This is a genomic window from Allomuricauda sp. XS_ASV26, assembly GCF_041224615.1.
Lineage (GTDB): Bacteria > Bacteroidota > Bacteroidia > Flavobacteriales > Flavobacteriaceae > Flagellimonas > Flagellimonas alginolytica.
In genome coordinates this window covers 838,257-851,549 of record NZ_JBGFGK010000033.1, presented here as the reverse complement: position 1 = coordinate 851,549, position 13,293 = coordinate 838,257, and the positions used below count along the sequence as shown (strand labels likewise).

10 protein-coding genes are annotated in these 13,293 nt (G+C 40.4%); all 10 read left to right on the top strand.

Going from position 1 to position 13,293, the window contains the following annotated elements; translation table 11 throughout:
• Positions 1-25: 25 nt before the first annotated feature.
• Complete coding sequence (gene argG, locus AB9K32_RS15885) at positions 26-1,213, top strand: argininosuccinate synthase (RefSeq protein WP_369885733.1); 1,188 nt, start codon at positions 26-28, stop codon at positions 1,211-1,213.
• Complete coding sequence (gene argC / locus AB9K32_RS15880) at positions 1,210-2,184, top strand: N-acetyl-gamma-glutamyl-phosphate reductase (RefSeq protein WP_369885731.1); 975 nt, start codon at positions 1,210-1,212, stop codon at positions 2,182-2,184. Before argG ends, argC begins: the two co-directional genes overlap by 4 nt.
• An 80-nt stretch (positions 2,185-2,264) precedes the next feature.
• Positions 2,265-3,059 (top strand): pyrroline-5-carboxylate reductase, encoded by a 795-nt coding sequence (gene proC, locus AB9K32_RS15875; RefSeq protein WP_224836321.1) that lies wholly within the window; start codon positions 2,265-2,267, stop codon positions 3,057-3,059.
• 2 nt (positions 3,060-3,061) lie between these two features.
• Entirely contained in the window at positions 3,062-4,207 is a 1,146-nt protein-coding gene (locus AB9K32_RS15870; RefSeq protein WP_369885729.1) for an aspartate aminotransferase family protein, read from the top strand.
• Positions 4,207-5,145, top strand: coding sequence for an acetylornithine carbamoyltransferase (locus AB9K32_RS15865; RefSeq protein ID WP_369885728.1), 939 nt, complete (start codon positions 4,207-4,209; stop codon positions 5,143-5,145). The genes AB9K32_RS15870 and AB9K32_RS15865 overlap by 1 nt, the downstream gene beginning before the upstream one ends.
• 77 nt (positions 5,146-5,222) lie before the next feature.
• Entirely contained in the window at positions 5,223-6,002 is a 780-nt protein-coding gene (argB, locus tag AB9K32_RS15860; RefSeq protein WP_224836318.1) for an acetylglutamate kinase, read from the top strand.
• Positions 5,999-7,069 carry a M20 family metallo-hydrolase gene (locus AB9K32_RS15855; protein WP_369885726.1) on the top strand — a complete coding sequence of 357 codons (1,071 nt, stop codon included), beginning with the start codon at positions 5,999-6,001 and terminating at the stop codon, positions 7,067-7,069. The genes argB and AB9K32_RS15855 overlap by 4 nt, the downstream gene beginning before the upstream one ends.
• A 68-nt stretch (positions 7,070-7,137) precedes the next feature.
• Positions 7,138-8,418, top strand: coding sequence for an argininosuccinate lyase (gene argH, locus AB9K32_RS15850; protein ID WP_369885724.1), 1,281 nt, complete (start codon positions 7,138-7,140; stop codon positions 8,416-8,418).
• A gap of 176 nt (positions 8,419-8,594) precedes the next feature.
• A complete protein-coding gene (locus AB9K32_RS15845) occupies positions 8,595-9,425 on the top strand; it encodes a DUF5694 domain-containing protein (protein ID WP_369885723.1) in 831 nt (276 codons plus the stop codon).
• Positions 9,426-9,772: 347 nt separating this feature from the next.
• The gene (locus tag AB9K32_RS15840) at positions 9,773-13,276 is read left to right on the top strand and encodes an AAA domain-containing protein (RefSeq protein ID WP_369885722.1); all 3,504 of its coding nucleotides are present in this window, start codon (positions 9,773-9,775) and stop codon (positions 13,274-13,276) included.
• The last annotated feature ends 17 nt before the right edge of the window (positions 13,277-13,293 follow it).

Sequence of the window (13,293 nt, the reverse complement as noted above, 5' to 3'; positions counted from 1 at the left end):
GGAAAACAACACATAAAGAATCAAAATGGAAAAATTAGTTATAGCTTATAGCGGTGGGTTGGACACCTCCTACTGTGCCAAATACCTTTCCAAAGAAGAAGGCTTCGAAGTACATGCAGTAAGCGTAAACACTGGAGGATTCAGCAAAGCTGAAATCGAGGACATTGAAGAAAAAGCACTTGCTTTGGGTGCCACATCTTACACTTCCATCGATGCCATAGGCACTTTTTATAACAAAGTGGTCAAATATCTAATCTTCGGCAATGTTCTACGAAACAACACCTATCCCCTTTCCGTAAGTGCGGAACGAATCGTTCAGGCTATCGAGATTGTGAACCATGCCAAAAAAATCGGTGCTAAATACATCGCACACGGAAGCACAGGGGCCGGTAACGACCAAGTAAGGTTTGATATGATTTTTCAAATCTTGGCCCCGGAAATCAAAATTATTACCCCGATAAGGGACAAAAAACTCGCCAGAGAGGAAGAAATCGAATATCTGCAACAGAACGGCATAGATTATTCTTGGGAAAAGGCCAAGTATTCGGTGAACAAAGGACTATGGGGAACATCGGTAGGAGGTGATGAAACTTTGACCTCCCATCTGTCCTTGCCGGAAAGTGCCTATCCAAGCCCATTGGAAAAAGAACTGCCCAAAGAATTGAAACTGACCTTCAAAAAAGGTGAATTGGTGGCCTTGGACGGTGAAGCGGACACCCCCGTGGCCAATATCGAGAAGCTATCCGCAATAGCATCAAAATATGCCATTGGCAGGGATATTCACGTTGGCGATACCATAATCGGTATCAAAGGGAGGGTCGGTTTCGAAGCGGCAGCACCCTTGATCATTATAAAAGCCCACCATTTGCTGGAAAAACACACCCTGAGCAAATGGCAGCAATACCAAAAAGAGCAAATGGGCAATTTTTACGGAATGTTGCTGCACGAGGGCAATTATCTTGACGAGGTGATGCGGAACATCGAAGCATTTTTAACGGACACCCAAAAACACGTTTCCGGTGATGTTTTTGTGACCTTGCACCCCTACCGATTCGAGTTGAACGGAATCACATCCAAACACGATTTAATGAATGCTTCCTTTGGAAGTTATGGTGAAATGAACAAAGGATGGACCGCCGACGAGGCCAAAGGATTCATTAAGATCCTATCTAACTCTGGAAAAATTGCCAACCACGTAAACCAAGAATCATGATAAAAGCTGGAATTATAGGTGGCTCAGGATATACAGGAGGTGAGCTAATAAGGCTCTTGCTCAATCATCCACGGACCGAAATCGATTTTGTGTACAGCACTACCCGAGCAGGAAAACCAATAACCTCCGCCCATCAAGATTTGTTGGGACAAACAGAATTGAATTTTTCTGGAAAAATAAATTCAAATATAGATGTAGTCTTCCTCTGTTTGGGGCATGGAAATTCCACCACATTTTTGAACGAAAACAAATTTTCCTCTGCTTCAAAAATTATTGACCTCAGCAACGATTTCCGGTTACAGGCCGATTCTAACTTTAATGGCCAAAGATTTGTTTATGGTCTTCCCGAATTGAACAAGTCTGCCATAAAAGCTGCGGAGGCCATCGCCAATCCAGGTTGCTTTGCAACAGCTATCCAATTGGCATTGTTACCATTGGCAAAAGCAGGTTTGCTCGGTGCAGATGTACATATCAACGCAGTTACAGGAAGCACCGGAGCTGGAGTTGGACTATCCCCAACATCACATTTTAGCTGGAGGAACAATAACGTATCCTGGTACAAACCGTTTACGCACCAACATTTGGGAGAAATTGGGGAAAGCCTCAATTCTTACGGGAAATCTGTAGGTAAATTAATGTTCTTGCCCAATCGGGGCAATTTTACGCGAGGAATCCTAGCCACTGCATACACCAACTATAACGGCAGTTTGGAAGAAGCAAAAAACCTTTACCACGATTTTTATAAAGACGCTGTTTTTACCCATCTTTCGGATGGGGAACTACACCTGAAACAAGTAGTAAACACCAATCAGTGCCATATTCATTTGCACCAGCACGATGGGCTTTTATTGGTTACGTCCGCTATCGATAATTTATTGAAAGGAGCATCCGGACAAGCGGTACAGAACATGAACTTGATGTTCGGATTTCCAGAATCCGAAGGTCTATTGTTAAAAGCAGGAGTATTTTAAAACAAGAAGGCTGAGCGTAGTCGAAGGGATTATGTAAAACTAGATTTCCGCCTACACGGAAATGATAAAGAAAGAAAATTATGAAAATAGCTATTATAGGGGCGGGTAACTTAGGGCTGGCCATCGCAAAGGGGATTTTGCACAGCAATGGCGCCACGACCATGTACCTGACCAAAAGGAACACCGATTCCATTCAGGAGTTCGAAAAATACGGCAATGTAACGGTCACAGCCAACAACAAGGAAGCCGTAAAAAATTCCGACATCTTGGTTTTTGCGGTACAACCCGGGCAATTCACATCCATTTTAGAGGAAACCAAAGATCTTCTATCCGAAAAACATGTGGTGATCAGTACCATTACAGGATTCAGTATTTCCAAAATTGAAGAGATCATCGGTTCGGATAAATTCATCATCCGTAGTATGCCGAATACAGCAATTTCGGTAGGCAAATCCATGACGTGTATCTGCAGCAACGAATTGGGCAAAAAAAGGGTGGATCTGGCAAGGGCCATTTTTAACCGAATGGGACATACCCTGGAAATTCCAGAAGGGCAAATGCAGGCGGCAACTGTTATATGCGCAAGTGGGGTTGCCTTTTGGATGCGACTGATCCGTGCCACCACCCAAGGTGCCATACAATTGGGATTTGATGCAAAAGAAGCCCAAGAATTGGCCATGCATACCTGTAATGGGGCGGCCAACCTTTTAATAGAGTCGGGCAGTCATCCGGAAGAAGAGATAGATAAAGTAACCACACCCAAAGGATGTACCATCGAAGGTCTGAACGAAATGGAGCATCAAGGATTAAGTTCTTCCTTGATCAGGGGAATTGTTACATCTTTTGAGAAAATCAGTGAAATAAGAAAAGGATAAAAATGAAATTATTTGACGTATATCCGTTATACGATGTTACTCCAACCAAGGCCAAAGGCATTGAAGTCTGGGACGATAATGGGGAAAAATATCTGGATTTTTATGGAGGTCATGCCGTAATTTCCATTGGACATACACATCCACACTATGTAAAACGGATAAAAGAGCAATTGGACAACATTGCGTTTTACAGTAATTCTGTTCAAAATCCATTACAAAAGGAGCTTGCAGAAAAGTTGGGCCGTTTATCCGGTTGCGAGGACTATGATCTTTTTATGTGCAACTCTGGGGCAGAAGCCAACGAAAACGCGCTAAAAATGGCTTCGTTTCACACTGGAAAATCCAAAGTAATCGCCTTTACCAACAGTTTTCACGGAAGAACCTCTGCAGCAGTGGCCGCTACGGACAATCCAAATATCAACGCCCCGATCAATAAACAACAAGAGGTGACTTTCTTGGCACTGAACGATTTTGATGCTTTTGAAAAAACAATTCAATCCAATGAATATTGTGCAGTAATCATTGAAGCAATTCAGGGTGTGGGGGGACTCGATGAACCAACTACGGAATTCTTCCAATTCATTGCAAAAAAGTGCAAGGAACACCAGGTGGTCCTGATTGCGGACGAGGTACAATCGGGCTACGGCCGAAGTGGAAAGTTCTTTGCCTTTCAACACCATTTGGACACTGAGCGGAGTCGAAGTGTGCAACCCGACATTATTTCCATAGCCAAGGGAATGGGGAACGGTTTTCCCGTGGGCGGCATATTGATTCACAACTCATTTAAGCCTTCTTACGGGCTTTTGGGCACCACCTTTGGTGGAAACCACCTGGCCTGTGCCGCAAGTTTGGCCGTTCTGGAAGTGTTGGAAAAAGAAAACTTGATTACAAACGCAGCCGAACTAGGGGCGTATTTTCGGGAAAAGGCATCGGAAATAACAGAAATCAAAAATATAAAAGGGAGAGGACTTATGATCGGACTGGAGTTTGATTTTGAAGTTGCTCCGCTGCGAAAAAGAATGATCGTGGAACAGCACATGTTCACTGGAAGTGCCAAAAACAAGAAGCTGTTACGATTTTTACCCGCATTGAACATCACAAAAAAAGATATAGACCTGTTCTTTGATGGGCTAAAAAAAGTAGTATAATGAAGCATTATTTAACCGTTAGCGATATAGAATCACTACCCGATTGGGTAGATGAAGCTATCGCCCTAAAAAAAGACCCCTATCAGTTTGAGGGTCTGGGCAAACGAAAAACCATTTGCCTGCTATTTTTCAACAATAGCCTTAGAACCCGTTTAAGTACACAAAAAGCGGCCATGCAATTAGGTTTGGATGTAATGATCATGAACTTTGGCAACGAAGGCTGGGCGTTGGAATATGGTGACGGCACCATTATGGATCAAGGAACATCGGAGCATATTAAAGAGGCCGCCCAAGTGGTATCCGAATATGCCGATATTGTGGCCATTAGGGCATTCGCAGGATTGGTGGACAAAGAAAAGGACGAATCCGAAGAAGTAATCACCGGTTTTGCCAATTATGCCACAATTCCTGTAGTTAATATGGAAAGTTCGGTGGGGCACCCACTTCAAGCTTTGGCAGACGCCATCACCTTAAAGGAAAATGAAATCAAGAAAAGACCCAAAGTAGTGCTTTCGTGGGCGCCACACCCCAAAGCCTTGCCGCATGCGGTTGCGAACTCTTTTGTAGAAATGATGCGGATGCAGGACGCCGATTTTGTGATCACCCATCCGAAGGGATATGAATTAAATCCAAGGATGACCCAAGGTTGCCAAATTGAATACGACCAAAACAAGGCATTGGAAGGAGCCGATTTTGTATATGTGAAAAACTGGAGCAGCTACTCCGATTATGGAAAAGTACTGAGCAAGGACACCGATTGGACCATTACAGAAAAGAAATTGGGGCATGCCAAATTTATGCACTGCCTGCCAGTAAGGAGAAATATGATCGTGGAAGATGCCGTATTGGACGGGAAACAATCTTTGGTGGTCCAGCAAGCTAAAAATAGAGTGTTTTCCGCTCAAATTGTATTAAAAAAATTACTGGAAAATATATGAAAAGGAGTATAATTGCCTTTACAACCAAACCTTAAAATGTGAACAACATCTGACACATTATAAATAACACAAAACAGATGAAACAAAAATTATCCATTGTAAAAATAGGAGGCAATCTTATTGAAGATGTCGAAGGGTGCAAACGTGTACTAGATCTGTTCTCCAAATTAGATGGAAACAAAATTTTGGTCCATGGCGGAGGCAAAAAAGCGACCGAATTGGCCAATCAATTGGGAGTAGAATCCAAAATGGTGAACGGTAGACGAATTACGAACGCGGAAGCTCTCGAAATTGCCCTAATGGTGTACGGAGGATTGTTCAGCAAAAAAATCGTGGCAAAATTACAGGCCTTGGGTACCGATGCCATTGGAATGAGCGGAGCCGATGCCGATGCCATTAGAGCTCACAAAAGACCTAAAAAAAATGTGGATTTCGGTTTTGTGGGCGATGTGGACCTTGTGAACACATATGGCATTTTTAAATTGCTTCAAGCTGGTTTTACACCTATTTTTTGTGCCCTTACGCACGACGGTAAAGGGCAAATGCTGAATACCAATGCGGACACCATAGCTGCCGAATTGGCCATAGCCATGTCCGAGCAATTCGAGACCACATTATATTACTGTTTTGAAAAAAAGGGAGTACTGCAAGATATAGAAGACGACAACTCCGTAATCCATCATATCAATTCCAAAGATTACGATGAGCTTCTGGCCTATGGCATTATTGCCGATGGAATGCTTCCCAAAATGCATAATTGCTTTTACGCACTTCGAAATCAAGTAGGTAAGGTTTGCATCGGAAACACCGAAATGCTCGAAGCCAACAATACCGACTATACCACTTTGACCCTATGAGACCAACACAAACTTTATTGACCGAAAAAGCCATTGATCTCCTCAAAAAACTGATCGGGACCCCTTCGTTTTCCGGAGAAGAGGATAAAACCGCTGATGCCATTGCAGAATTTCTGCAAGGTTTTGGGGTAAAAACCCAAAGACAGCACAACAATATATACGCCTTCAATAAATATTTTGATGAAAGCAAGCCCACTTTGTTGCTCAACTCCCACCACGATACCGTTAAACCCAACAGTGCATACACCAAAGACCCCTTTAATGCCCATATTGAAGATGGCAAATTGTACGGACTGGGCAGTAACGATGCAGGTGGGTGTCTAGTCTCCCTTTTGGCCACATTCGTCCATTTTTATGAAGATGAGAATCTGAGCCATAATATTATTATGGCTGCAACCGGAGAGGAAGAGGATGCCGGTGAAAAGAGTATTCGCGCACTCCTTCCCATTCTCCCTAAAATCGATGTTGCCATTGTGGGCGAACCCACTTTGATGGACTTGGCCATTGCCGAAAAAGGACTAGTGGTATTCGATGCGGTAGTCGAAGGCACTCCTTCGCATGCCGCGCACCCCAACGACAATAATGCAATTTACAATACCATAGAAGTATTGCAATGGCTAAAAAACTACTCGTTCGACAAGGTTTCCGATGCCCTTGGAAAGGTCAAGCTCACAGTGACCCAAGTAAGTGCCGGAAACCAGCACAATGTAGTGCCCGGCCATGTGGATTTGGTGATAGATGTGCGCGTGAACGATCGTTACACCAATCAAGAAATTGCCGATATATTACAAAAGGAAGCTCCTTGTAAAATGACCCCTAGATCGCTTCGATTAAACTCTTCTCGTATTGACCCTGAACATGATTTGGTAAAAAGTGGTCTGGCTCTTGGAAGAAAAACCTATGGTTCACCTACGTTGTCCGATCAGGCCGCTTTAACGTGCCAATCGGTAAAGCTGGGTCCGGGCGACAGTACAAGATCGCACTCTGCCGACGAATTTATATTTGTGGACGAAATAAAAGAAGGTATAGATATTTACATCAAAACACTAACAGGATTTTTGCAATAAACAATGACAAACCAGTAATTAAAGTGAGCCATTGTTTATTGATAATTGACAACTGATAATTGAATAGTATGAAACTCTGGGACAAAGGATTCAGTACCGATAAAAAAATAGACCATTTTACCGTAGGAGATGATCGTGAACTAGATCTGGTATTGGCAAAGTATGATGTTATCGCTTCAAAAGCACATGCTAAAATGCTGGGAAAGGTAGGTCTTATATCTCAAAACGAGACCAAAGACCTTGTAACAGCATTGAACTCCATCGCAAAGGATATTGAAAAAGGAAAGTTCACAATCGAGAAGGATTTTGAGGATATGCACTCAAAAATAGAGTTTGTACTTACCGAAAAATTGGGCGACACCGGCAAAAAAATCCATTCGGCACGTTCCAGAAACGATCAGGTTTTAGTGGCTATGCAATTATATCTTAAAGATGAACTGGCCGAGATTAAAAACCAGGTAAAGTCACTTTTTGATCTATTGCTAAAACTCGCCGACAAACATAAAAATGTATTGCTGCCCGGATATACCCATTTACAAATTGCGATGCCCTCTTCGTTCGGACTTTGGTTTTCTGCCTATGCCGAGAGTTTAATAGATGATTTATACTTTGTGCAAGCAGCCCACAAGGCAGCGGACCAAAATCCATTGGGAAGTGCCGCTGGTTACGGTAGCTCGTTCCCGATTGACAGAAGCTTCACCACGGCCGAAATGGGCTTCGACACTCTAAAATACAATGTGGTAGCTGCACAAATGGGTCGTGGCAAAGTGGAAAAAGCCACTGCATTCGGAATTTCGAGTGTTGCTGCCACCCTTTCCAAAATGGCGATGGACATTTGCCTGTACATGAGCCAGAATTTCGATTTTATCTCCTTTCCGAACGAGCTGACCACGGGAAGTAGCATTATGCCCCACAAGAAAAACCCAGATGTTTTTGAATTGATCAGGGCCAAATGTAATAAAATTCAAGCTGTGCCCAACCAGTTGATACTGATCACGAACAATCTGCCCAGTGGTTATCATAGGGACCTTCAATTGGTTAAAGAAGTAGTTGTCCCGGCATTACAGGACATGCATGCCTGTTTGGAAATGATGACCTTTAGTCTTAAAGAAATCAAGGTGAACCCATCTATTTTGGACGACCCCAAATACGATTATCTCTTTAGTGTGGATACTTTGAACGAACTGGTTAAAAGTGGAATACCTTTCCGTGATGCCTATAAAACTATGGGCACAGCCATAGAAAACGGTAATTTTAAACCTAAACGAGACATTGAACACACCCATGAGGGTAGTTTGGGCAATTTGTGTTTAGTGGAGATACAAGAAAAAATGGAGAAGCTTTTTTAACACAAAAGCTCTAGTTTCGACATATTATGTAAATCCGTCATTTGGAACAGGGTAAAGATCAATTTCTACTAGAAATCCAATCGGAAAACCACTAACTTCATATTTGTCGATATAATTCATTAAAACGAATCATATCTTTATTGCTGTGCTTAAACAAGAAGAACTAAATTAAACCAATGAACAAACTACTAATTGGATTGGCAACTTTAATCTTAGTTGGTTGCAATACCAAAATCAAAAATGAGAAAGAAAACAGTAAAAACAAACAAAACTCTGAAACCGAAATAAACGGAAAAATTAGAGTCCTTAATTTTGGAACTGCTCATTTAAGCCAAACATCAGACGCAAATTCTTCTCAAATTGACTTGAATGACCCAAATGAAAAAGCTGATTTAAAAAAACTCGTTAAAAAAATCGTTGAATTTAAACCGACCATTATTTGTCTTGAACTAGAACCTAAGAACAATGACTATATAGCTTCGACCTATTCAGAATATGTTAAAGACCAGACTAAAAGACTAAATTATTCGGACGAATTAAATTCGATAGGACTTGAAGTGGCGCGGTTGAGTGGTACAAATCGAATTTACGGGATAGACAGCCAAACAGGTTTTAATTACCCAAGTTTAGTGGAGATTGCTAATAAAAAAGTCGCCGACAGTCTTTACATTTCACAAGTCATGAATAACTATAAGAGAGTTAATGCTTTAAAATTTAAAGAACAATTTAGGACGATTAACACGAGAGAATATAAAATGGAAACATTTGACCTATACAATTTTCTGGCGACACAACATACCACAGGAAATCAGGAAGGAGTTGATGAAATCACTAAATTCTACCAACGGAATCTAAAAATGTTCAGCAATTTTAATGATATAGAAATGACCGAAAATGACAGAGTCTTTATCCTTTTAGGAGCAACACACACTGCCTATTTTGACATTTTTCTGGAAAATAGCCCAAAATTTCAATTAGAAAATCCTAATGAATATACTGATTATTAAAAAGTACCATGCTCTACAACATATGAATCAATTGCTTGAAACAAGCCTATTTGCAAACCCTGGCAGATATTAAGTTCGGTACGTACCTGTTAAGGTAAATACTAAACCACACAACCAACCTTACACGAAGCCGATAAGTGCAACACCTAAATGGCTTCCTTCCGCTTCATCCTAAATCCATCAATTCAATATGGCCTTTCATCAAATGATGGCGTGTTTTTTGGTCTATATTGACTAATTTCATATTTGGATGAAATAGTTCTTAAAAGTTCGCAATTGGCAATCCCCAACACATAGACTATTAACATTCAACATTTTCTTGAGTTGATTCATTAAAAATTAGGATTTTGGTAGAGGTTTCAGATATAAAAGCTTGGTTGGGTTATTGGAAAAAAACTCTGTTAGATGTTGACAGAAAAAGAATTGATGTCTCTACACACCCAATCCCCGTAGATTCCTACTTTATACAGCAAGTACCTCAAAAACACGCAAAGTTCTTGTGGAAAATTTCTGGGGCTAACAGAGATACGCCATATATAAACGTAGATATTTGCCCTTGTTCAATCCAACCGGAATTTGAACATGCGCGATCAAAGGAGCTGGAGGAAGAAATAGCCTATCCTTTTTGGATCCCAGCAATAATGTACAAAGATGGGACACTTGAGCCACAAAAATCCAATAGGGGTGTATCCAAACCTTTTTTTGTTAGGGAATACCTTTCCCCTACCTACAAAGGTTCCTGTAGTATCGCATCCATAAAAGAGGTTGATGTTGCCTTACAGAAAGTTGAGTTCAAAGATGATTCATGGGAGTCGTACTGGAAAAAGTGTGAATCTTTTTTTTCCATTGTAACCGAAAAAAGCTTTGAAGAATTCAACACAAAACATGAAAAACATATATTCATACAAAAAGGTGAATTACGCGGGCTAACAGGAAATATCCTTAAACTATATAAAAGGCTCGAAAAGGTACCTCCTAAAAACAATTTGCTCAATCACCTAATTGATGCCGGGAAAGTAGACTGCATATCGATTCCCGATAAATCCGCGATCATACGGAACAAAAATCACATTGGGCAAATGAGTGGTGAGTTCCCTCTATCCGTATCGCAAAGAGAAAGTATTGCCTGTTTTAATCTTCTTACGGATTCTAATATTTTGGCCGTAAATGGCCCACCAGGAACGGGTAAAACTACTTTTTTGCAATCCGTTGTTGCAAATAGTGTGGTCTCCACTGTTGTAAATCGGCAAAAACCAGAATTGCTGGTCGCATGTTCCGCAAACAATCAGGCCATCACGAACATACTTGACAGTTTTGTACTTGACTCAAAAAATATGCTGACCCAACGTTGGTTACCCGGATTGTCCTCTTTAGGGCTATACCTCTCTACCAATGAAAACAAAAAGTATCAGACCTGTACTTCTGAATTTGGGAACGGTTTTATAAATGACTTTGAAAGCCACCCTATTGACGATAAAAAAGAGTTCTTCCTAAAAAAGTTTGAAACATATATTAAAAAAAGTAAGGGGATTGAAGAGTGCAAACATCAATTATTCAGCACAGTACAATCAAAAGTAAATCAAATCAATGAGCATCTTAAAGTTGCCGAAAACTATGAAAACATAGGTCTGCTTTTGGAAAAAAGCGGCTGTTCCAATCTTGATAATTTAAAAGAACTTATTTCAGCTATTCAAATCAAGGTTGAGCACTGCAATGCTGAAATTCAACAAATTTCGGATGCAGAAAAGAATCTGGCACGAGCAGAAAAACAACAACCGTTTATCCAAAAAACATTGTTCTTTCTACCGAAATTTAGGCAGCGAAGGGCTTCACTATTTCAAAGAACACTGTTACATATTGACTTGAGCGAAGTTCCTGATTACAGCAGTTTCAGTGCTTTGATTCATTTGCTCAATGAGAAAATTATTTCAAAGACCAACACGGCCAAACGGCTGAACATGGAGTTGACCCATGCGATTGACTCCAAAAATAAAATTGAGGAGTTTACTTCCATTTATCAATCCTGTATCAATAATTGGAATAACAAGTATGGTAACCAATTAACAAAGCTTTACTCCATGACCGGCAAAGAATATCAAGACCTGCAACCTCTGGAGGACATGCAGGTTAGAATGGATATTTCATTCCGTTATGAAGCTTTTTGGTATGCCATACATTTTAGAGAAGCTGAATATTTGCTGAACCTTGAGGCTAAGTCTGAAAAGAACAGCCAAGATAAAGAGCGGGGCAAGATTGGCTATAAAGAAAAACTACAGCGGTTTGCGGGGGTAACACCCATTTATATTTCCACATTCCACTCAATTCCAAGGTTTAGCACCTTTTACGATAATACCCAAGGTGAACAAGCCTATTACGATTTGTTCGACCTGATCATTGTTGATGAGGCTGGGCAAGTTGCTCCAGATATTTCAATACCTTCATTTTCCTTGGCAAAAAAAGCAATTGTTGTAGGTGATGTATTTCAGATAGAACCTGTTTGGTCCGTAGAGGAAAAACTCGATATTGTCAATCTTAAAATGAACAATATTCTTGCCAAGGATACTTCCGATGATGCAATCAATAGCTATAAAGATTCAGGATTACTCTGTTCCTCCGGTAGCTTAATGAAATTGGCACAACGCTCCTGTTTTGTGAAAGATGGCGACGACGGAGGTACACTTTTAAAAGAACATAGGAGATGTCCGGACAAGATTATTTCCTATTCAAACAAAAATGTATATCACAACAAACTGATTCTGACCAAAGGGAATAAAAGAAAGGTGGACATAGACCTTCCTTTAAAAGGATTTATGCACATTGAGAGTACAAGTGAGAAGGTTGTAAACAGCAGACAGAACAAGCAAGATGCCATCACCATTGCCAAATGGATTGACAGCAAGAGAGCTAATCTTGAAAATTCTTTTGGCAATACACCTATTGCAGAAATACTGGCCATAGTTACTCCCTATAAATCCCAAGCTTCTCTTATTAAGGATGAGCTGCTAAAAATTGATAAAAAAGCATATCTAAAGTTGATATCTGGTACGGTTCACGCTTTGCAAGGTGCTGAAATTGATATTGTTATTTTTTCAACTGTACTTACACCAGGCGACAGTACATTCTTTGCCGACAATCTAAATATGCTCAATGTAGCCGTTTCGAGAGCAAAATCAAGTTTTCTTGCTTTTGGCAATCTAAACGCCATTGATGCAACAAAGAACAATCCGCTGGGCCGTTTAAAACAATGGCTACAAGAAGATGAAAATTGTGAATTATCCAACAAGATTGTTTTTGATACTACAGAAACAAATCACGATGTAATTCGCGTCGCTGACTTAAAAACACATGTTGGCACACTTAACCGAGCGTTTGAGATTGCAAAATCCGAATTGATCATTGTTTCCCCGTTCATTTCTTCAAATGCGATAGAATGTGATACAATCAAGTGCTTTGATAACAATGACAAAAGACAATTGAACTCAATTAAAATTGATTCTGTAAAGGAGCAACTGAACACTACCGTCAATAAAGGGATAAAGGTTACCATAATTACGGACTCAACACTTGATTTACAAAATAATCAGCTAAAACCTGTAGCCCAGAAAGGCCGTGAGATAATTATGCAAAGTGGTGCGAAATTGAAATTGGTAAATGGCATCCATAGCAAAACAATTATAATTGACAATGACATAATTATTGATGGTTCGTTCAACTGGTTTTCTGCACTTCGTGATGAGCGCAGCAAATATTTTAGAGATGAATCATCTATAGTGGTTAAAGGAGAGCCAGCTAAGATAATGATCAAAAAAGCCAAAGCATACTTGAAAAATGTATCCACTTTAATTGAGTAATTTTCATTTACTGGATT

What these genes read in the sequence shown, in the direction of transcription:
- argG (WP_369885733.1), top strand. Translation starts at nt 26, where the DNA reads ATGGAAAAATTAGTTATAGCTTATAGCGGTGGGTTGGACACCTCCTAC.
- argC (WP_369885731.1), top strand. Translation starts at nt 1,210, where the DNA reads ATGATAAAAGCTGGAATTATAGGTGGCTCAGGATATACAGGAGGTGAG.
- proC (WP_224836321.1), top strand. Translation starts at nt 2,265, where the DNA reads ATGAAAATAGCTATTATAGGGGCGGGTAACTTAGGGCTGGCCATCGCA.
- AB9K32_RS15870 (WP_369885729.1), top strand. Translation starts at nt 3,062, where the DNA reads ATGAAATTATTTGACGTATATCCGTTATACGATGTTACTCCAACCAAG.
- AB9K32_RS15865 (WP_369885728.1), top strand. Translation starts at nt 4,207, where the DNA reads ATGAAGCATTATTTAACCGTTAGCGATATAGAATCACTACCCGATTGG.
- argB (WP_224836318.1), top strand. Translation starts at nt 5,223, where the DNA reads ATGAAACAAAAATTATCCATTGTAAAAATAGGAGGCAATCTTATTGAA.
- AB9K32_RS15855 (WP_369885726.1), top strand. Translation starts at nt 5,999, where the DNA reads ATGAGACCAACACAAACTTTATTGACCGAAAAAGCCATTGATCTCCTC.
- argH (WP_369885724.1), top strand. Translation starts at nt 7,138, where the DNA reads ATGAAACTCTGGGACAAAGGATTCAGTACCGATAAAAAAATAGACCAT.
- AB9K32_RS15845 (WP_369885723.1), top strand. Translation starts at nt 8,595, where the DNA reads ATGAACAAACTACTAATTGGATTGGCAACTTTAATCTTAGTTGGTTGC.